At 44.5% G+C, this 22,471-nt stretch carries 17 protein-coding genes; 8 read left to right on the plus strand and 9 right to left on the minus strand.

All coding sequences use genetic code 11. From position 1 onward, the window contains the following. Nucleotides 1–81 precede the first annotated feature (81 nt). From BT_RS14830 to BT_RS14865, 8 genes are all read right to left on the minus strand, one after another. On the minus strand, nt 82–1,200 hold the full coding sequence (locus BT_RS14830; protein WP_011108534.1) for a hypothetical protein: 1,119 nt from the start codon (nt 1,198–1,200) through the stop codon (nt 82–84). A gap of 2 nt (nt 1,201–1,202) precedes the next feature. After that, nucleotides 1,203–4,418: a JAB-like toxin 1 domain-containing protein gene (locus tag BT_RS14835; protein ID WP_162303086.1), complete on the minus strand. Its 3,216-nt coding sequence runs from the start codon at nt 4,416–4,418 to the stop codon at nt 1,203–1,205. 18 nt (nt 4,419–4,436) lie between these two features. After that, entirely contained in the window at nt 4,437–8,039 is a 3,603-nt protein-coding gene (locus BT_RS14840; RefSeq protein WP_162303087.1) for a hypothetical protein, read from the minus strand. Between the two features lie 121 nt (nt 8,040–8,160). Beyond that, nucleotides 8,161–8,256 (minus strand): smalltalk protein, encoded by a 96-nt coding sequence (locus BT_RS14845; protein WP_008767215.1) that lies wholly within the window; start codon nt 8,254–8,256, stop codon nt 8,161–8,163. 5 nt (nt 8,257–8,261) lie between these two features. Then, nucleotides 8,262–8,393 (minus strand): hypothetical protein, encoded by a 132-nt coding sequence (locus BT_RS24855; RefSeq protein ID WP_255309861.1) that lies wholly within the window; start codon nt 8,391–8,393, stop codon nt 8,262–8,264. Between the two features lie 190 nt (nt 8,394–8,583). After that, complete coding sequence (locus BT_RS14855; protein WP_008767216.1) at nt 8,584–9,102, minus strand: HU family DNA-binding protein; 519 nt, start codon at nt 9,100–9,102, stop codon at nt 8,584–8,586. 183 nt (nt 9,103–9,285) lie between these two features. Then, the gene (locus BT_RS14860; protein WP_011108537.1) at nt 9,286–10,191 is read right to left on the minus strand and encodes a DUF4373 domain-containing protein; all 906 of its coding nucleotides are present in this window, start codon (nt 10,189–10,191) and stop codon (nt 9,286–9,288) included. A 48-nt stretch (nt 10,192–10,239) separates the two neighbouring features. Further along, nucleotides 10,240–10,563 carry a hypothetical protein gene (locus BT_RS14865; RefSeq protein WP_162303088.1) on the minus strand — a complete coding sequence of 108 codons (324 nt, stop codon included), beginning with the start codon at nt 10,561–10,563 and terminating at the stop codon, nt 10,240–10,242. Between the two features lie 444 nt (nt 10,564–11,007). On the opposite strand from BT_RS14865, the gene BT_RS14870 reads away from it, so the two are divergent. The 7 genes from BT_RS14870 (at nt 11,008) to BT_RS14900 (ending at nt 20,253) form a co-directional block, all read left to right on the plus strand. Continuing rightward, nucleotides 11,008–11,733, plus strand: coding sequence for a S24 family peptidase (locus BT_RS14870; protein ID WP_011108539.1), 726 nt, complete (start codon nt 11,008–11,010; stop codon nt 11,731–11,733). Nucleotides 11,734–11,876: 143 nt separating this feature from the next. After that, nucleotides 11,877–13,916, plus strand: coding sequence for a methionine--tRNA ligase (gene metG / locus BT_RS14875; RefSeq protein WP_008767220.1), 2,040 nt, complete (start codon nt 11,877–11,879; stop codon nt 13,914–13,916). A 248-nt stretch (nt 13,917–14,164) separates the two neighbouring features. Beyond that, nucleotides 14,165–15,613, plus strand: coding sequence for a lipopolysaccharide biosynthesis protein (locus BT_RS14880; protein ID WP_011108540.1), 1,449 nt, complete (start codon nt 14,165–14,167; stop codon nt 15,611–15,613). Continuing rightward, nucleotides 15,610–16,713, plus strand: a complete 1,104-nt coding sequence (locus tag BT_RS14885; protein ID WP_008767223.1) for a hypothetical protein — start codon at nt 15,610–15,612, stop codon at nt 16,711–16,713. Before BT_RS14880 ends, BT_RS14885 begins: the two co-directional genes overlap by 4 nt. Further along, on the plus strand, nt 16,701–17,900 hold the full coding sequence (locus BT_RS14890; RefSeq protein ID WP_008767224.1) for a glycosyltransferase family 4 protein: 1,200 nt from the start codon (nt 16,701–16,703) through the stop codon (nt 17,898–17,900). The genes BT_RS14885 and BT_RS14890 overlap by 13 nt, the downstream gene beginning before the upstream one ends. Then, a complete protein-coding gene (locus BT_RS14895) occupies nt 17,897–19,030 on the plus strand; it encodes a glycosyltransferase (RefSeq protein WP_008767225.1) in 1,134 nt (377 codons plus the stop codon). Before BT_RS14890 ends, BT_RS14895 begins: the two co-directional genes overlap by 4 nt. After that, nucleotides 19,027–20,253: a glycosyltransferase family 4 protein gene (locus BT_RS14900; protein WP_011108541.1), complete on the plus strand. Its 1,227-nt coding sequence runs from the start codon at nt 19,027–19,029 to the stop codon at nt 20,251–20,253. The genes BT_RS14895 and BT_RS14900 overlap by 4 nt, the downstream gene beginning before the upstream one ends. On the opposite strand, the gene BT_RS14905 is transcribed toward BT_RS14900, so the two are convergent. Continuing rightward, a complete protein-coding gene (locus BT_RS14905; protein ID WP_008767227.1) occupies nt 20,225–21,136 on the minus strand; it encodes a helix-turn-helix domain-containing protein in 912 nt (303 codons plus the stop codon). The two genes, BT_RS14900 and BT_RS14905, sit on opposite strands and share 29 nt — an antisense overlap. A 223-nt stretch (nt 21,137–21,359) precedes the next feature. On the opposite strand from BT_RS14905, the gene BT_RS14910 reads away from it, so the two are divergent. Continuing rightward, nucleotides 21,360–22,463, plus strand: coding sequence for an efflux RND transporter periplasmic adaptor subunit (locus BT_RS14910; protein ID WP_008761836.1), 1,104 nt, complete (start codon nt 21,360–21,362; stop codon nt 22,461–22,463). Nucleotides 22,464–22,471: the final 8 nt, after the last annotated feature.

Here is a 22,471-nt window from a genome sequence, read left to right on the forward strand (position 1 = left end):
TGATATAAATTAAAGATTTATAGGAATATTGCAAAATCTAATATACCCTCACTAAAAATCTTCTTCAGTTGTTGCTTCGCACTATTCTTCAAACCATTTATAGCGATGCTTATCCATCGCATATCCAGCTACTTCACCATTAGGATATATGTCGTATATACTGTCATTTACAAAAAAATGATACCAGCTACCAAAAGGGAAATATGCTGTAAATTCTTTATTCCAAACAATCCCTTGAATAGTATCAGGCATTTGAATAATAGTAGGTGCAGGCACATAACAAATGGAGTCGTAAAATAAATCATATAATTTGTGAACATATTCATGTGGAGACGTATCTTTCAATTTAATAGGTTGTTGTGCAGTGCTAAGATAAAAACTCATTCTTCCATGAGGAGCAATGGAATATAAACCGGGAGAATATTCATGAAATTCACCAAAATACCTATTGACTTCTACATCTGCCATAAGTGGCATTGAATATTCTCCGTTTTTTATTATAAAGCTACCATATAAATCAGGATTCAATCCTATCAAAAGACTAGAATCCGATTTATTATAGACAGACATATTTAATGAAATCTTATCAGGCGAAGAAAACTTTTCAGACTTCCCTTTTTCTCCATGAACACTTATATCATAAATTGCAATATCAATTACAGCGGAATCTTTATCTCCACCATTAAAATATCGTAAATTAGGATATTCCCAAATTTTAGTTCCATATTCAATTTGCTCAAAAGCAGATTTACCCGATTCCTTGTCTTTTACATATATCCAAATCCGTTGATCAATTTCGCGAGAATCAGGCATATCATCCTGAGACGATATGCCTAATAGTCTACTAATTTCCTTTTCACTTAGTCTCTTTTTACCTTCCAGATAAAAAAGAATATATTTATCTTTATATCTCATAGCATTTGTAGGCAAAATTAACCTAAGTTCATCCCCATTTTGACCAGTATCAAACCAAAAGCCACTTTGCTTAGGCCACATACTATATACATAAGTTTTTCTAGAATCAAACTGAGAAACTTTTAAAGTCTTCCCACAATCAGGATAGAAATCTATCACTGATTTTACATGTTCCAAAAGTATAGGATCTATACTATCGTCATTTGACCCCTGACAGGCAACTGCCAGGGGAATAGTCAATACTATTGATACATATATCAAAGAAATAATCACTTTTTTTCTCATTATCATCTTAATTGTTGAAATATATATCGCATTAAATCATTCATGGAATTAACTTTAATAGAATATGTGCTATTGTTTTGATCAGTATAATTAATAATATTATCTTTATAATAAATACCATATCGTATATCTCTCAGCATTCTAGCATTATCCATATCCTCAGGTGAAGCAAAGGGATTATAAGGATGAGAATGGATATCTATTATTGGTATAAAGGTAGGAAATAAAGCCTCTTGCACTTTAGTTAATCCATACATACTTGAAACTCTATTCCTATTATTATTTGTACCTAATATAAATGTTCTCTTTCCATCCATATAACCTCCCTTAAGAGTCCATTCCACACTTGTATTATCCGCAACAAATAAAAAAACATTAGCAGCATTATATACCGAGTTTGTCGTAGTGTAAAGCTTACGATCCCAATAGTCTCTCCCCTTTTCCCCTTTACTCGCCGTTAATCCCTGCAACATAGATTTATCAAACACCCGAATACTTTTCCAATTTGGATCAGGCTGCGTCGCTTTTTGAGAGGAATTAATACCACTTGCATATAAAACATCTACTATCCTATCAGTCTTACGCATCAAGTAAACTGCTCCATTTGCATTTACAACATAATCATCTTTTCCATCAGGGTCAATTCGTATTATTGGACTATTTTTACAGTAAGCATATAACCCCAAAGCAGGATATTTTTCTCCTGAAGGATCTACTGCATGCCATCTTCCCAACGAAGCATCATACATTCTCGCCCCATAATCATACCAATCCAAACCATTATCTCTGTTCAGTTCCTTGCCGTTATACTTATAAGGCTGAACATTATTAGACAATGATGAAGAAAGCAACCCTCCGAATGGATAATAATCATTCACTTCCTCCACCACACCATTTTGAGTGACAACCACACGATTATTACCTTGATGATCCTGAATAAAGTAATGAAATTGATTATTCGAAACGGTAATGTAACCATCTTCTGTCAACACCTTTATCAACACACCATTTTCATAGATCGCATTGCCACAATAGTCTGTTATGATAGTGGCATTTCCTGTCTTATACGTAGTACGGAGTTTTGTTCCATCAGCCGCGTAGAGGTAAGAAATACTGTTACCACCTTCAAACTGCACCTTCTCCGGCAAATTTAAACAATTGTATTGAATGTCAGCTATCTTTTTATTCAAATCTTTCGTCAAATTACCATTTGCATCGTATTCATATTCTATCTCTTTACTTGCGCCATCCTTGAATTCCATACCGTTACCGAATACATGGCCCGTAGCATTGTCGTTGACAGACTCCAATTGGTTACCGTTGTAAACCAAGTTTAAATTATCAATCAAGCCATAGCTCATTGTATTGGTTTGCCCGTAACGGAGTAAACCGAGGATGTTTCCGTTCTTGTCATAGCCCGTTACCTGTTCAGTGAAGTGGTTCGTATTATTGCTTAATAGTTCTCCTTCACCATAAACAGCATCTTTCAAGCGGGAAAAGCCGTCATATGTAAACTTATAGCCACGTAATCCGGCCTCACTTCCCGAATGCCAGGTCATACTACTGATATTGCCATTATAACAGGGGACACCTACTCCATCAACATAGTGTAACGTTTGAGAAAAGTGCTGACTTTCGATTCCAGTCAGCCAGCCACGGATATTATAGGATAAACTCTCAGACACCTTATCACCATAATTCCTGCCAGTCAGACGCCCCAATGCATCGTATACATAAGTGATTTTATCGGTAAAACGCCCGTTCCAAGTATTGGCTTTCGTTAGTAACCGTGCACGATCATCGTACGTATAAACGGTTTCAAGGATATCCGTACCAATGTTATCCTGCTTTCTCAAGACATTACCCGTGAAATCATAAGCTGTATGACTATATCGCAGTCCCTTTTCAGGATAATGACAGAGCGTTTGAATGACACGGCTACGATCATCGTAGTAGATTGTCTCTGTCAACCAGTCATCTGTGCCAAGCAAACGTGTTTTCGTACTTGTGGTCAACCCCGAAGGATACAGGGTATACGACGTATCATAGCCAACGGCTGCTACAAACGGATGGGCAGTCACATTCTCCGTTGGTTTGTAATTGTCATATACCGTATATTGCAATGGAGTGCGAGTTCCCGCAGGAAGATAATGCTCGCTTTCCCAAGCGGCCAATTGCAGTTCGCCACACGTTTGCTCTGCCGATAAAAGCATTTCACCGCTTTCTATTACACGATCATGAGAGTCATAGAGAAAATAACTCCATTTTTTTGCATCAGCAGTCCGGAGTTTGCCGTCTTGGCTCAAAACCAGACGGTCACGACGGTCATAAACCATATAAATGGGAGCGCAACCCGGGAGACGTTTGGAAATCATCCGGTTCAGTTTATCATATTCATAACTGTATGCTAAGCTATGCAGCACGGAGATATCCGTCGTGTCGGTCTCCGCCAGCTGATGGCTGGCTTCTGGAGGCAGTACATAACGGAGACAATTGCGGTCATCGTACACATAGTAGGTTGCCAAGCTATCTTCACCGTTGACAGATACAGTCAGAAGAGTCCGTTCATTAGAGTCGGTATAGGTTTTACTCCGATGCCCATCTTCGTCTGTTTCAACAATGACTTCCAGTTTCCCCGCTCCATAGAATCCTGAAGCGATCAATGAGCCGCTGGAAGAAACTTTATAGCACTTTACCTCATTTGTACTGTTCATTCCGTAAGTCACACGGACACTCTTATCACTGGTATGCCACGCCTTGCCCGGTCCCATCTTCCGGGAAACACGCATCAGTGGACTATCCTCATATTGAGTCAGATTATAAGCATATGCCTGTTCTCCCGTACCGTAGACACTCCAACGCTCCGGGGAAAACTTATCAAAGGCACCGTTGTTGCCGGTCTTTGCATACGGAAGGTATTCCTTCTCTACTTGACCCATCATATTGTAGGTATAAGAAAGTACCAAATCCGCATTACCTCCAGGACTGCCGCCTATCTGTATTTCCTGTTCTTTACGGCCAAAACCGTCGGTATAGACAATATCATTGACAATTCGTGCAGCACCGCTACCCGTTTGGCTACTCGCATCCATATAAGTTCGCTCTGCCGTATAATTACGTGTTTTCGTATAACCTGTCGCTTGCTGCCCGTTCATGAAAAGGGAAAACGACAGCAGACAGAGTATTGACAAAGTTCGTTTCATCTCTATTGTTTTCATATTCTGCATCTTGTTTTATTAGTTATTAAGCTTGTTGTACTCATACGTTTTTAAAATATTACCATATTGGTCTTCCACTTTGATAACTCGTCCGGCAGCATCGTAAGTGTAATACTCTACATTTCCGCTCTGGTCAAATCGGGCATACACCGTACCGTCAGGATTATAAGAAGTGGCCTTAAAATTTGCTCCTTCAGGGACCAATGCCATATAAGAACCTTGAGTATTGGCAGTTACAGAAGTTATGTCTGTGTATTTACTTAGGTCAATATCATATATTTTCAATTTAGAAGAAGAAACGCTCTCAACGGTATATGGAACCTCACTTCCTGCATGGGTGATGCTTCCTGAAGCAGTTGCATTTCCGTCCAAAATATATAGTCGCAAGTTTTTCATACCGGAAGCCGGAGTTAATTTGGGGAGATAAGCAAATTTGTATTTATCTACTTCACCATACAATCCGTACAAGTAATCGAATAATGATAGTCCATCAAATTGCATCATTGCCTCCATTGCACTTATAAATTGTCTCAAAATCTCAAACTTTGGATAGAGTCCTATCATCCGTTCATATTCTTGTTTAAACACATTAAATAAATCATAACATACAATATGTTCATAATAATATCTCGCCTGACTCAAATCCGGCTTACTTTTCACTATTTCTTCAGCAAATGAAGCTATAAAGGAATGGTCTTGCGAGTTCAGAAAGCGAAGAAAATGCTGATTATCCACTTCTTCTTTAAGTACTTCTATTCCTGACGCAAAAGTCCGTTGTTGTTTTCTCAAATAATTGATAGCAAATTTAAGATCAGCCTCATCTATCGCCTTTCCCACTCCCTTATATTTATCACTTGCCGTAGTTCCTATTACATCACACTCCAGTAACAGTTTCCCATAGCTGTCGTAAACACGGCTCTTCCGTTCTGTCCTCCCGTTGGTTTCCACCCACATCTTTGAGGCATATCGATAAGAAGCTTCTGTAGTATAGTTACTTTCCCCATGACTAAACAGTATTGTATCAACTACGCTCTGAGCATAAGCTTCCGGCATATCAGGAACATAAGTCAATACCTCAACTGGAGCTATGAAACCAATTTTTGATTCTCTGTCAACCTGATAGCGACACACAGTCTCATGTACTAATTTTTCATCAACAAGGATAAGTGACTTCACAACAGGCGAAAGAAAATTGGCTTCTTTCATCATAACAAAGACAGAATCTGCAGTGTCTGCCATATCCATCGCACGCTTCAGAACTTCAGTCCGTTCAATACCATCAGAGCCAATACGAATGACACAGGTGGGATACATCGACATCGGATTATCATAATAATATTTCGTCCGAGAATACGGAATATTTTCGTCACTTCTGTATTCTACTTCTTCTTTTAGAGCAGTTCTCCAGCCATATTGCAGATTGTAGAACTTGTCAGTATTAGTAGGAGATAATCGTGGTTTGATATTATACTCATAAATCTCTTTTCCTGTAAGATACGAAGTTCCCTGATTTCTATAAAAAGATTCCAAAGACTTCCCATCTAAATAAAAATCAGAGGGTTGCATTTGCGGAAGTTTATCTTCATAGTTGACATCAGTTTCATAAATGTATTGAATTTTCTTTAGCATCTCTCCATTAGTATCATACACTGCTTTCTCCCTCAACAAACCATTCTCCCAATATGGATAATCAGATTCGTTCACTGACGTAGGAGGAGATACTTGATAACTATAGACAGTAGAACCCCTACCGGATATAGTCTCCGTCACACATGAATAGTAAAGACCGTTATTACCCATATTTATCACCGGATAACCTTCCTGTATCACTCTGCTATACTCAATCCAGTCCGTGCATTCTGGATAAGAGATACTGACAACATTAGATAAAGGCTTATACACACTCACGCCTACTCTCGGATAACCGTAAGAAATGGTATCACTACGTCCATTTAATTCGTTACTGAATACCAATGACTTCAAACGAATTCCTCCGACTATACCCTTTCTCCCATAGTTTCTTTCATATTTGACTTCGATTTTCCCTCCATCCGATAAGACTATATTTTTCAGCGAGTTAAGAGTAGCATATATCTCATAATCTGTACACTCTTCATCCTCATCCTCCGCATAAGGATATCCCCACAAATCTACTCCTGTCTCCTTCCAAACTGGAAAATCAGACTTTTCATAATAATTGAATTCAATACCGGATGTTTTCTTGCCGTTTTTATCACAGAAAGCCAATCCTCTCGCTAATGCTCCTCCCGTGGACGAAACAGACGAAATTAGTTCCATATTTCGGTTGTACAAACTGATAGCAGATAAGCTAGAGGAAGACGAAAAATAGGCAAATTTTACAATATATTCAGGAAATACGATTCTGTTGAGCAATGGAGAATGAACTTTATAGCTTTTTCCTCCCCATATCTCTTTTGTTTTAACGTATTTAACCTCAGATAAACAGGCGTATATATAGTCTGCTGCTTCCTCCAAATACGAACCAGCCATATCCGCATTAAATCCGCCTATACGTTTACAATATGCAGCGAAACCTCTCAGACTTTCTCCCAATTCTTTTGATACACCATTCATTTTCGAAATGTTGGACAATACACCGACAATTCGATTGTTAGTTTTTATATATTCACTTTGTAGAGGTTGAATATTTATCCGGCTATATCTTTCAAAATCTTTTATTTTAGAGTCCACATTTTTAAAATCCAGCAAAAGAGAACACATATTCAAATAGTTTTGGGCTACCTCAATAGCAGAATAAAACCGAGATTTATACTGGTCAAAATCAAACGGTTGTTCTTTCACAGATTGACCATAGTGGTAAATCATCTTATATGAATCATAGATTTTCATAGTATGGATACTATCTAATGATAGATTTCCAAAATCTAAATCCATTACATCACCTTTATAGCAGAAATCAATCGGTGCTCCATTGTATGGAAGAATACGGGTAAGATGCCATGCCGAGGTATAACCGGAATCTGAAATAGCATTGGAAGTGGAAACATCCACATACTCAACATCTGCACATATTTCTCTCTGCCGGTAGATATAACGGTCACCATTATTATCTGTAATAGTCCAGCCTGTTATCTCTGTGGAAGTCCCTTCACACTCAATGCGAACATCTGTCTGTCCCAACGGCAAAGCATATATCTGTCTTTTTTCATTCATACGGATGATAAAATCCACCTTCTTCCCATTGAACACGACAGTAAAAATATCGCTTTCCCCATCCCGTTTACGAAGCCCCACAGTCCTTGCATCCTGTTCCAATGGAGTAACAGCATTTTCTGTCCACAGGTAGCCGTAACCTGATTTCTCATCGGCAAATCCACCACGCATTGTTCGGGTAACTATACCACCAACGTTAAGTGTCCAATTTTGACCTATTAAACCTTCAGGATCACTCACCTTCACTCCCTTTGCAATATAATCCAATGAAATAGGTAATTCATAATCACCTGACTTTAATTGATACAGAGGTACGGTGTAGTGGAACAATCCTGTTGCATAGTCCACCGTTACGTTCTTTCTTTCGGTCAGGTTCTGGGCTTCCGGACCAGGATTGAAATCCTGTGCCTTTCCGGATATAGTCACCAATAAAAAAATAATAATGTATATAGTTTTTCTTTCATAATCATTTGTATTTAATATCTCTAGTTTAGTTTTTCCGTTTGCCGGATCGCTAATCGATACCGGCAAACGGATAGTAGCTGCCTTACAAACTCATCGCATTAGCCCCCAAAACGCCTGCTACAGCCGACGCCACCGCGATAACCACCTTTAGGATCATATCCCATACTGATTTCTTCATTGCCATCATTTACCTCCTTTCTCGTTCTTTAAATAGTTTAGTTTACTCTGTGTTCCTACCGTATTTTCCTCCGGAGAAAGCGTACGATTCCCCTGCGTGGCGGAACAATGCACCACGATCAAATTGATAGTTCTCATGTTAATTGATAATTCTCTGTTTAGTTGATTGTCTTATTAAAGTCCTAGTCTTTAACCAATTATCATTAGTTAGTCTTTTGCTGGTTATCCTTAGTTAGCTCTAGTTTGTTTCTTGTTTCTTTATTTTTCTGTTTTACAGTTACAGTTCAGTCGTTAGTCTTATATTTCTTCCCGCGAAGCAAGAAACAAATTATACTGTCGGGTCCGGTGCTTCTCCATCATCTCCGCCATCGCTGCCACCACCAGGCTTGTCATTCGGATCATCAACCGATCCGCCGTCACCAGGTGCGGAGACCAGCTTGTCATAGCGAGCACACTTGGCACCCGTCACCATAGAACGAGTAGCGGTGGTACGATCCAGATTCTTCGTCGTGGTAGGCTGGAAGCGGACGGTAAGCGTAGCCTGTGCAGCACTCACCTCATCGGCGGTCTCAACACCCCGGCCACGGGCACTCATCACCATGCGGAACGTTCCCAAGCCATCCACACTGACGCTTTCGGACGACTGAAGATGCTGCGCCATCACCGTCACCAGATTGTCAAGCGTATTTTTTACATCACCCGGAGAAAGGGAAGAATATGCGGCAATCTCTTTGGAAAGCTGTGCGGAATTGATATTTCCTGTACGAACTACATGGGGATAAAACAGTTTCTTCCCACTTTTCTTATCTTCCAGATTAGACTGGAAAGGTTTATATAATACTGGCATAATTGTAATAGTTTTTAGTTATTAATCTTTTTGTTAGTTTCTGTCGTTAAGCTTATTGACACTGCAAATATAAGGGCTTATTCTCAGCTATACAAGCGATTTCGGAAATGTGCGTTAATAAGTTAGTTAATATAAGAAATAAGCATATAACATATTGATATACATATATTTATCAAATTCATATTATTTATTCAGCACACTCAGCAAATAATGTCCCGGCAGTTTAATCTTCCCACCGCTTCCACGAATGACGCTAAAGCCTTTCCATATATCACCACCGATTTCACCGTAATTACTTTTCAGCACTATAGCATATTGTTCCGCAGGAGGAACACGAAAGAGACGGAGATTCTCCAGCAGACCGGAAAAATTGCGGGGACATCCGTCCGGGGGAACCTGCATCCGGTCGATATCTTCCTGCGTCAGATTCCGTTTCCTCGTGGCAGATCGCTGATCGCATTCTTCTCTCATCCCGCCTCCGGCTCCTTCAGCTACTTTCTCTCCTTCACTCCCTTCTTCTTCATCCCCTCCTTTTGCGAAAGGAGGGTTAGGGAAGATGTTTTCTTTCTTTTCTTTTTCTTTTCTTTTTATGAGAGCTGTTTTTGTTGCAGTATCCCGGGATGCCGTTGCAATATTCGGGGATACTGCAACATTTTCCCCTGTTGCGGCAACAGTATCTGGCTGCTCATCCGTTGTTTTCTCTTCCGGCAGCAGACAATAATCCGGACAGATATGGTGACGACTGCGACGTTTGGTGATGAAGAGATACTGCCGCTGGACATCCTCAGAAGTCAGAATGCTGTAACGCTCATAAAGCGCAGAGTCAAAAAGCCCGTATTCAAGAAACAGACGGATGACACGGCGGACGGTATCGTTGTCCGTACTGAAAAGCTGATCGGAAAGTTCGTCACAGAAATCGGTGTCGGCACGGACATAGTAGCCCTCGCCCGAATAGAGATAAGACATAATATAGATTAAAACGGTGAAAGCGGAATCGCCCTCACGCTTCATGACACGACGAACGATACGGTCGTGCATGAAGTCGGTGCTCAGGGGAAAGTAGTCCAGTCCCTGTTTGATTCTTCCCATAGTTGTATTGTTTTTATAAATAGTTTATCAGTCAGTTTTTTCATTTTGTTAATCATTCAGTTCCGCTTCCACTTCACAAAGTTTCTGCTTTTTCCGCTTGATACTTGCCCTTACAATCTGCAGGGCGGACAGAATCAGTTTCTGACGAAGATCGGGGTCTTTCGTAGAGGTGATAACGGGATAAGGTTCACGGTCGTCACGTGCCAGCGTGCGCTTCTCGGTCTTCCTGTATTTCCGGCTGGCGGATTTGCGGCATTCCTTGCAGTAGTTGTTTGGAAGGCCGGTTTTCTTATCTACGTAAAAGGCTTCTGAAGGAAGCGTGTGTTTGCAACAGCCGCAAACGTAAAGTGTTTGTTTTTGTAATGTTTCCATTCCGGTTATTCTTTTTGATATACTTGATATGTTTTCAGATAAAAGGTAAGGCAGCCTGCGCACAGGAGGTTCACATCCTACACAATGATCATTGGCAACTTGCCCGTCAGATGTTAACAGCCATCACGTCAGCTGTTAATACCCAATATAACAACTGTTAACTCCTGACAAATCAACTATTAACAGCTGACAGCTCTCTTTTCGGAGGGGGAGAATGCGGTTTTTGAAAGTATTTCGCATCTTTTTCTTGTTTTCTCATGGTTTATCTAATTTTTATTTCTAATTTTGAAATCAAATATTCATTTCGAATACCACAAAGGTATAGTAAGTCGCATATATAAAACAAATAATTTTAGATATTAACGCTGAATTATTTTACAAAAGACTGTATATGAGGCGATAAGGCAAGAATAAATATTAACATATAAAAAAGTAAGCAAAAACATGAATGAGAAACAAGCGGATACACTGCTGAATGTACCGGAAATCGTAAAGCGGGCGAAAATAGCGTTGAATCTGAAACGGGATAGTGAACTTGCATCCTATTTAGGAGTAGCCAGAGCGACACTTTCCAACTGGTGCGCGCGAAACAGCATAGACTTTCCTTTACTGCTGAATAAGCTGCGTCATGTGGACTACAACTGGCTGCTGACCGGAAAGGGAAGTCCGCTGCACGACCCAAAGTCTTTTGACAACGGAAAGATACGGGGAGAAGTAGAGACTATTCACAATTCAAAAACCACAGAAGCCATAGACGACCGAAGTGTGACGCTCTATGACATCACAGCCGCCGCCAATTTAAGGACCCTGCTTTCCGACAAACGCCAATATGCGCTGGGCAAAATACTGATTCCGAGCATACCCGCGTGTGACGGAGCCATCTTTGTCAACGGAGACAGTATGTATCCCATTCTCAAATCGGGAGATATCGTAGGGTTCAAGGGGATCAACAACTTCAGCAACGTCATTTACGGAGAAATGTACATCGTGGCGTTCCACCTCGACGGAGACCAGTATCTGACGGTGAAATACGTCAACCGCTCGGAGAAGGAAGGGTACGTCAAACTCGTCAGCTACAATCCGCACCACGAGCCGATGGACTTGCCTGTAGACACCATTCAGGATATGGCAATAGTGAAGTTCTCCATCAGAAAGAATATGATGATGTAAAAACGGCACAGGCTAAACAAGCCTTTTCCACAGATTTCCTGTCACATTTCTTCCTGAAATCTGTGGAAAGCATTATCTTTGCACGTTGCAAACCGTATCTTTGCACATTGCAAGCAGTAAAATCATAAAATCACTCTATATCAATGGAAAAGAAATTCAAGAGAACCACCGTCACATCGGCACTGCCGTATGCGAACGGACCTGTACACATCGGTCACCTGGCCGGCGTATATGTACCGGCAGATATCTATGTGCGCTATCTGCGACTGAAGAAAGAAGATGTATTGTTTATCGGAGGTTCGGACGAACACGGAGTACCTATCACGATTCGTGCAAAGAAAGAAGGAGTCACTCCGCAGGATGTAGTAGACCGTTACCACTATCTGATCAAGAAATCGTTCGAAGAATTCGGCGTTTCGTTCGATGTATACAGCCGCACCACTTCGAAGACGCATCATGAGCTGGCTTCGGATTTCTTTAAGACGCTATACAACAAAGGAGAGTTTATCGAAAAAACATCCGAACAATATTACGACGAAGAAGCGAAAACATTCCTCGCCGACCGCTACATCACCGGTGAGTGTCCTCACTGCCATTCGGAAGGTGCCTATGGCGACCAATGCGAGAAATGCGGAACCTCCCTGTCGCCCACCGATCTGATCAACCCGAAGAGCGCCATCAGCGGCAGCAAACCTGTGATGAAGGAGACCAAGCACTGGTATCTTCCCCTCGACAAACACGAAGGATGGTTGCGCCAATGGATTCTGGAAGACCACAAGGAATGGCGCCCCAACGTATACGGACAGTGCAAGAGCTGGCTCGACATGGGATTGCAGCCGCGTGCCGTCAGCCGTGACCTCGACTGGGGTATCCCTGTGCCCGTAGAAGGTGCGGAAGGAAAGGTGCTGTACGTGTGGTTCGATGCTCCTATCGGATACATTTCCAATACCAAGGAATTGCTTCCCGACAGTTGGGAGACATGGTGGAAAGACCCCGAAACGCGTCTGCTCCACTTCATCGGAAAGGACAATATCGTATTCCACTGCATCGTATTCCCCGCCATGCTGAAAGCGGAAGGAAGCTATATCCTGCCGGACAACGTGCCGAGCAACGAATTCCTGAATCTGGAAGGAGACAAGATTTCGACTTCCCGCAACTGGGCGGTATGGCTGCACGAATATCTGGAAGACTTCCCCGGCAAACAGGACGTACTCCGCTACGTACTGACCGCCAATGCTCCGGAAACGAAGGACAACGACTTCACATGGAAAGACTTCCAGGCACGCAACAACAATGAGCTGGTAGCCGTATACGGCAACTTCGTGAACCGTGCAATGGTGTTGACTCAGAAATACTTCGACAGCAAAGTACCCGCCTGCGCAGAACTGACGGATTACGACAAAGAAACCCTGAAAGAATTTGCCAACGTAAAGGCAGAAGTAGAAAAGCTGCTCGACGTATTCAAATTCCGCGACGCGCAGAAAGAGGCGATGAACCTGGCACGCATCGGCAACAAATACCTTGCCGACACCGAACCCTGGAAACTGGCAAAGACCGACATGGAACGTGTAGGCACCATCCTGAACATCTCTCTGCAACTGGTTGCCAACCTTGCCATCGCTTTCGAACCGTTCCTGCCTTTCAGCTCGGAGAAACTCCGCAAGATGCTGAACATGGAAAGCTTCGAATGGTCGGAACTGGGAAGGAACGACCTGCTCCCGGTAGGACATCAGCTGAACAAGCCGGAACTGCTGTTCGAAAAAATAGAAGACAGCGTAATCGAGGCACAGGTACAGAAGTTGCTCGACACGAAGAAGGCCAACGAAGAAGCCAACTATAAGGCAAACCCGATTCGTCCGAACATCGAATTTGATGATTTCACGAAACTCGACATCCGTGTTGGTACCATCCTTGAATGTCAGAAAGTGCCGAAAGCCGACAAGCTGCTGCAATTCAAGATTGACGACGGACTGGAAACACGTACTATCGTATCGGGCATCGCAAAGCACTACCAGCCGGAAGAACTGGTAGGCAAACAGGTTTGCTTTATCGCCAATCTCGCACCGCGCAAGCTGAAAGGTATCGTCAGCGAAGGTATGATTCTGAGTGCCGAAAACAACGACGGTAGCCTGGCAGTTATCATGCCTCAGAAAGAGGTGAAGCCGGGCAGCGAAGTGAAATAAGCAATAAGCTAATAAGCCATCAACAAATGAGGAATGGAAGGATGGGGTGTCAAAATAGTAACTAAACTCTCCTCCTTCGGGAAGGAGGAGTACCCGCAGGGGGAGGTGGTAGGTGAATACATCAACTGATGATATTCACTTGTGCAGTACACCTACCACCCCGGCTTTCAGCCACCCCTCCTTCCTGAAGGAGGGGAATTTAGTTACTACTGACTTTTGACACACTCTCCTTCACCGATTATAATAATATGAGTGAAGAACAGTCACTGAAACAAAAAACAGCAAAAGGGCTATTTTGGGGAGGCCTCAGCAGCAGTGTACAACAGCTGTTAGGACTTCTTTTCGGAGTAGTGTTAGGAAGATTACTGGACCCTGCCGATTACGGTATGATCGGTATGCTGGCTATCTTTCCGGCCATTGCTTCCGCCCTGCAGGAAAGCGGATTTGTCGCAGCACTCGCCAATCGCGAGAAAGTCAGCGATAAAGACTATAACGCTGTATTCTGGTTCAGTATCTCTTTTAGTGCTGTTCTTTATATTTTGCTCTATTCTTCAGCTCCGCTGATTGCTAAATTTTACGATACTCCGGAGTTAACGTCGCTCGCCCGTTTCTCTTTCCTCAGTTTCTTTATAGCCAGTTTCGGGATAGCTCCGCGAGCTCTTCTCTTCCGTAATCTCAAAGTGAAGGAGAATACCATCATTTCTCTTTCAAGCCTGTTTCTATCCGGTATTGTGGGGATTATTCTTGCCGCAAACGGATTTGCCTATTGGGGTCTGGCTATACAGACAATGACCTTTGTCGTCATAGGCACGGCACTCAACTGGTACTTTGCCCACTGGAAACCCAGTTTCCGCATTGACTTCTCTCCCATCAGGGAGATGTTCGGATTCAGCAGTAAAATGCTGATTACGCAAGTCTTTATTATTATCAACCAAAACCTGTTCTCCGTCCTGCTGGGTAAATTCTACACTAAACAGGAAGTCGGAGACTTCAGCCAGGCCAACAACTGGAACAATAAGGGACACGCCCTCATCACCGGAATGATCAACGGAGTCACCCAGCCCGTACTGGCAAGTGTAGCTAATGACCCGCAGCGTCAGGCGGCCGTGTTTCATAAAATGCTGCGTTTCACGGCTTTTATTTCTTTCCCTGCCATGTTCGGGCTCAGCCTCATTTCCAGAGAGTTTATTCTGATTGCCATCACGGACAAGTGGCTCGCTTCCGCACGGATCATGCAATTACTTTGTATATGGGGAGCCTTTATTCCGATCAACAATCTGTTCTCTTTATTGCTGGTCAGCCGCGGACGGTCTTCCATCTTTATGTTCAACAGTATCGCACTGAGCGTGTTGCAGCTGATCACTGCCTGTATCAGTTATCCATACGGCATCACCACCATGATTTATCTGTTTGTCGCTATCAATATACTTTGGCTGTTTGTCTGGTACTGCTTTGCCCGGAGGGAGATTCCGCTGACGCTGTTCAGCATACTGAAAGATATCGCTCCTTATTTTCTACTGGCAGCTTCGCTGACAATCGCAGCCCATTACATAACGTCGGGCATCACTAACCTGTATCTGTCACTTGCCATCAAAGTAGTTTTCGTGGCTTCTCTATATGCACTTGTTTTGTGGAAAATGCAATCAGTCATTTTCAAGGAGTGTATTCAGTTCATTAAAAAGAAAAAGATATCATGACGACACCTACCAATTACATAGCGACCTGGTTCTACAAGGAATCCAAAGAAGATGCCAGTTTCTATCCGCAGGCAGGCAAACGGGGAGATTCCGCCCTCGTCCATTCCATTTATATGCAGATACAAGTGCCGTTCTTTACCACTTTCAGGCATTATCATCCCAATGATAAGTTGCTTTTCTTCAGCAATCTGGATCAGTTTCCCGATTATCTGGAACGGTTATTCAAGGAGTTACGGATTGAGACTGTTACCCTGCCTTATCTCTGCATCCCTCCCAAAGGATGGTACGGGGCATGGAGAAATCAATTCTATCTGTATGATATCCTGCGCTATATGGAGAAAAGGATGCAGGCGGACGATACGTTGCTCATCTGCGATGCGGACTGTCTCTGTATGCGTCCGTTGGGGCAACTATTCAGCGACACACGGAAATACGGTTCCGCCCTGTACGATGCATCCGACCGACCGGACCTCAAAGTGAACGGAATCACACTAAAGGAGATGACAGATATCTATAATGACTGTTACGGAGAAAAAGAGAAGAGAGAAAAAGAGAAGGAGGCAACGAAGAAAACAGAAGCGGAAAAGGAAGAAGCAGAGCAGCAAGATACGAAAAACGGAGTCACAAGAACAGAGCTTGTCCATTATTACGGGGGAGAATTTATCTCGCTGCGTGGTGATGTAGTGGCACGAATCAACGAAGCGTATCCTGCTTTATGGAATTATAATCTGGAACGTTTTGCCGCCAATCAGCCCAAACTGAACGAAGAAGCCCACTTCCTGAGCGTAGTGGCTACGAGGCTCAACATCCACAACAATATCGCCAATCAATACGTCAAACGCCTCTGGACCTACCCCAAATACAATACGGTAGAAAAAGGAGACGAGCAACTGGCGGTATGGCATCTTCCCTACGAGAAGAAAAGAGGATTGTATCTGCTGTACAAACACTTTGTGAACCACCCCACTTTCGACGATGAAGAGGCCTTCCGCAAGAAAGCCTCCGCCTACACCGGTGTGCCGACCGTTACTTTCGGCAAACGCATCCGCGATTTCATCACCATTCTTTCTCTAAAAATAAAAGACAAATGCATATACTGATACTTCCAATGTACTATCCTGAGAAGGACTCCTCCCCGCACCGGGGATATATGTTCTTCGAGCAGGCTATGCAACTGGCTAAATCAGGCTGCAAGGTAGGACTTGCCTTCACGGAGCAAAGACCTCTGAAGAACTTCACATGGAAACGGTTCCGCAAAGAGAGTCATTTTCAGATATCGGCAGAAGATAACGGCAGTTTCGTCACCATGCGCCTGCACGCATGGAACCCGAAACTAAGCACCCGCGCGGGAGGAATCATCTGGTCTCTGCTGACCGTCTTGTTAGTACGGAAGTATATCCGCACTTACGGTCGCCCCGACCTGATTCATGCGCACTTCGGCACATGGGCAGGGTATGCCGCCCGACTGGTTTATAAATGGTATAAGGTTCCCTATGTCATCACAGAGCACGCCTCTTCCATCAACGGCAATCAGACGACACCGTCACAGGCAGTGATACTGAAGAAGGCATACAGCGAGGCACGCAAGATCATCTGTGTCGGCACGAAACTGAAACGGAGCCTGTGCGCATACGTCAGTGACCCGGATAAAGTGACCGTCATACCGAACTTTGTAGATACGAACACCTTTGCATTCAGTCCTCACCGGACAGAGAAAAAGAAACATTTTACTTTCATCAGCATCGGAAACCTGAATAAGCGCAAAGGATTCTGGGATTTGCTGACTGCTTTTCACTGGGCATTCAAGGATATGCCGCACGTCTCTTTGATCATTGCTGGAGACGGGGAAGAAATGCAGCCACTCAAAAAGTTAATTCAGTCTCTCCACCTGCAAGAGCAGGTAAAACTGACCGGCCGCCTGTCACGGGAAGAATTGTCCGGGTTGCTGGGTACTTGCGATGCTTTTGTACTGGCCTCCTTTGCGGAGACATTCGGCATCGTATTCATCGAAGCAATGGCAACAGGCTTGCCCGCCATCGGCACCATATGCGGAGGACCGGAGGACATCATCACTCCCGAAAGCGGCTTCCTCATCCGACCGGGAGATGTGGATGCGCTCGCCGCTAAGATGAAAACATTGTACGATACCTACGAGTCGTTCGACAAAGAGAAAATCCGCCAGTCCATCGTCAGCCGTTTCGACTTTCAGTTGGCAGGGCAGAAGTTACGGCAAGTTTATTCAGAAGCATTAGAAATGTCCAAGCCCCCAAAAGCATCGGAATCATGAAAGTTACAGTCATAGATTGTTCAGTATCAGGCCATCGGGAAACGTATTATAAACAGTTTGCTCAGACATGGGCGGGCATGGGGTACGAAACGTCGCTCATCGCTCCCGACGGGAAAGGCATACAGGAGGCCGTTGCCTTTCAGCCTGTCTCAGCGCTTCCGCTACTGCCGCTTCCTGCCGGAAAACCGTTGCAGAAAAAGCTGGTTGTACTGCGCAATGCAGTGATTCGACTGCGAAATCTGTACAGGCTGCGCCGGAGTCTTCAACGGCTGAATCCCGATCTGGTCTTCTTTGCCTGCCTCGACGATATGCTGCCTACATTGGCTCCCTTATGGCTGTTCAATCTTTTGCTGCCCTATCAGTGGAGCGGCCTGCTGGTTCAGTCCGCCCTGCCGCCTTACCACCGAGGGATGCCCGACACCCGCCCTTTCCTGCGAAGCAAGAACTGCGTAGGAGTAGGCATACTGAACGAATATTCAGCGAAAGGCCTGGAAACATTTCAGCGCCACATTCTGCTGTTTCCCGACTTTGCCGATCTTTCGGCTCCCGCCACAAACTACCCGTTGCTGCGCAAACTGAAGGAGAGAGCCAGAGGAAGGAAGGTGATATCCCTGCTCGGTTCCATCAATTTCCGCAAGGGGATAAAGTTACTGTTAGAGAGTATCCCTTTATTGCCAAAGGATGAATATTTCTTCCTCATTGCGGGGAAATCATCTCTCACCGCACAACAGGAAAACGACCTGCGGGCGTTCGGGGAGTCAAGGAATAACTGTCTGTTCTCATTGGAGAAGATTCCCGATGAAAGCTGTTTCAATGCCCTGATAGCGGAGAGCGACCTTATTTTTGCCGCATACAAGCAGTTCACCGGCAGCAGCAACCTCCTGACCAAAGCTGCCGCCTTCCGCAAACCGGTCATAGTCAGCCGCGGCCTCTGCATGGGCCGGAGGGTAGAGCAGTACGGAACAGGCCAAACCACCGGAGAAGACAACGCCGGAGAATGCAGCGCAGCTATCCGCTCGCTGTGTACCGAAACAAGGATGGACACTCAGGCTTTCGCCCGGTACGCCCACGAACACGAAGTGGAGAAACTAATCACATGTTTTAATCAAATCAGCAAGCATATACAATGAAAGTACTTTTTACATTCGGAGGAATCCCCCACTACCTGAATGCCATGCTCAACAGGCTACAGGCAAAAGGAGTAGAAATAACCGTTGTCAGCCCGAAGAAAGGGAATACGACCATCGGCAAAGGGGTGAAAATGGTAGAAGGAGGAACCTACAAGCATCTGACCACACCGGAGAAAAAGATGTTCTACGGAAAAAGCGCTTTCCCCGCCCTTCCCGAAATCATTGCGGAAGAAAAACCGGATATAGTGGTAGTGGGATGGCCCTACTTCCTGCAAGTATTCTTTCAGCCCGCACTGAGAAAGGCTATGAAGTCCTGCAACGCCAAGCTGGTGATTCGTGAAATCCCCTTCCAGACTCCTCCCTACGGAAAGATCAAGGAATATTTCAAAGCCAATCCGATGCACGACGAAGGTATGCGCCTGCTCAGCAAGGGTATCGGCTTCTATCTGCGCCAATGGATAACGGCAAGGATACGGAAATACTGCTACGCCCAAGCCGCCGGAACGCTGAACTACTCGACAGCCGCCTACGACATCCTCCCCTCTTACGGAGTAAAGAAGGAGCAGATACACGTCACCTACAACTCGACCGATACGGAAGCACTTCTCAAAGAAAAAGAATCCGTACTGGCTTCCCCCTCCATCCTTCCCCCGTGCGACCGTCGCCTGCTGCACATCGGACGGCTCGTAAAATGGAAACGGGTAGATTTATTGATAGAGGCTTTCCGGAAGGTAGCCACCGACTATCCGGAAGCGGAACTGGTGATCGTAGGAGACGGACCGGAACTGGACAACCTCAGACAACAGGCAAACGACCTGCAACTGGCAGACAGCATCCGCTTTATCGGAGCCGTCTATGACCCGAAGACACTGGGCGCCTATATGAACGAATCGAGTATCTATGTGCTTGCCGGCATGGGAGGGCTTTCGATCAATGATGCCATGACGTATGGTATGCCCGTCCTTTGTGCCGTATGCGACAGTACGGAACGCGACCTGGTCATGGAAGGCAAGAACGGCTATTTCTTCAAGGACGGAGACGCCGATAGCCTGGCAGGTAGAATCAGAGAGATGTTCGAATCTCCCGAACGCTGCAAGGAGATGGGAAAAGAATCGGAACGGATGATCCGGGAAAAGATCAATATGGAGACGGTCAGCGAACGCTACCTGAAGGCTTTTCAAGAGATTCTTCGTCTCACTCATCTTCGCGATTCCGGTAATTAGCCGGTGAAGTCCCCAAATGCATCTTTACGTACTTCCCGAAAAAGGACTGGTTGGGGAAGTTGAACTCTTCCGCTATTTCCTTGACGGACTTGTCCGAACGTTTCAGCCGGTACTTGATATGTTCTATCGTCGTTTCATTGATCAAGTCCAGCGGAGTCCTGCCACACGCTTGCTTGATGACTTTCGAAAAATGCTTCGGAGTGTAGCAGAGCGCATCCGCATAATAACTCACAGAACGGTGCATACCCTTGTCTTTCGATAATAGCTCCACGAATTTCCGCAGGGTATAATCCGCCTGTTTGATGCCTTCTTTCGGACTGTCCCCCTTGTCGGGAGCATCGATTTCCTTGTGAAGCTGTCCCAGCATCTCACAAAAAAGGGCGGAGAAGAGATGCTGCATCACTTCCCTGTGATAATAATGAGGTTCATCATTGATCTTCGCCACAATCAAATCCCGATAAAACCTGAAAACAGGATCATCCCCGCCTTCGCTGATAGACTTCACCGGATTGTTGTGGATATGAGCAGCGGTATTCCACGTTTTCTTCTCCATTTTAATAATGCGTTGCAGAAAACGGGTAGAGAATCCCGCCAGCCTTATCTTATATTTAGGACTCAGCATCGTACGACTGATCAGTGTATTGGGAAGACCGAGCAGCAAGTCGCCCGCCTGCAACTGATACGTCCGGTAGTTGATATCCAGCTGGATACACCCTTCTGCACAGACAGCAATAAGGAAACAGTTCAGCCGGACTGTATCATTACTATACGGAATCCCGTCCAGACTGTTGACTATCGCAAAGTCATCGTCTATATAATCAAGGATATGCTGACTCTTCTTAAAGTCTTCTATATCTACTGTCATAATGTTCTCTTTTTCCATAATCTCTCCTTTTTTACTTTTTGCAAAGTTGGTAAATAATAGGGAAAACAGAATGTCCCAAACTCCTTTATAATTGTTTGATATATCGTTTATACGCAAATAGTTAGCCACAAAAAGCACAAATAACGAAAACAGGACATTCATAGAGAAAAATCGGTCACCATTGACTTGTTCTTTTCTCCTACTTTTGTTCTGATTTTAATAAAAGACAAAAAGAGTAAGTATGATTACAGTGAACAAAAAATGGATACGGCTGATAGGGATTGTCGGTTGTACAGTGTGGATGGCATCGTGCAAGCAGGCACCGGATGCAGGAGTGAAATCTTCTTATGCAGTCATGCAGATAGAACCAACGGACAAAGAACTTTCTTCCTCCTATTCGGCGACCATACGCGGGCGACAGGATATTGATATCTATCCGCAGGTGTCGGGAACAATCGAGAAACTCTGCGTGACCGAAGGTCAGAAAGTACGCCGGGGACAGTTGCTTTTCATCATCGACCAGGTACCTTACAGGGCCGCGCTCAAAACCGCCACCGCCAATGTGGAAGCGGCACGCGCTGCTACGAGCACCGCCGAACTGACTTACAAGAGCAACAAGGAACTGTATGCACAGAAAGTCGTTTCAGAATTTAGCCTGAAGACTGCCGAAAACTCTTATCTCACCGCCAAGGCACAACTGGCACAGGCTGAAGCTCAGGAAATAAGCGCACGCAACAACCTCTCTTATACCGAAGTGAAAAGTCCCAGTGACGGAGTTGTAGGCGCATTGCCCTATCGTGCAGGCGCATTGGTAAGCGCCAACATTCCTTATCCGCTCACTACGGTCAGTGACAATTCGGATATGTACGTCTATTTCTCGATGACCGAAAACCAACTGCTCGCCCTTACCCGACAGTACGGCGACATGGACGAAGCGTTAAAGAATATGCCGGAAGTGGAACTGATTCTGAACGACAACTCAGTCTATCAGAAGAAAGGTACCATCGAATCCATCAGTGGAGTGATCGACCGTCAGACAGGGACCGTAGTGGCACGCGTAGTGTTCCCCAACGAATCACGGCTGCTTCATAGCGGAGCATCGGGCACGGTAGTAGTGCCGAGCATCTACAAGAACTGCATCGCTATCCCCCAAACAGCCACCGTGCGGATGCAGGACAAGACGATTGTATATAAGGTAGTGGATGGCAAAGCAGTCTCCACCCTGATCACCGTAGCCGGAATCAACGACGGACGCGAATATGTAGTGCTGGACGGCCTGAAAGCCGGTGACGAAATTGTATCGGAAGGCGCCGGACTGGTGCGCGAAGGCACACAGGTTAAATAAGAAGGAGA

It is taken from the genome of Bacteroides thetaiotaomicron VPI-5482, from assembly GCF_000011065.1.
Taxonomy (GTDB): domain Bacteria; phylum Bacteroidota; class Bacteroidia; order Bacteroidales; family Bacteroidaceae; genus Bacteroides; species Bacteroides thetaiotaomicron.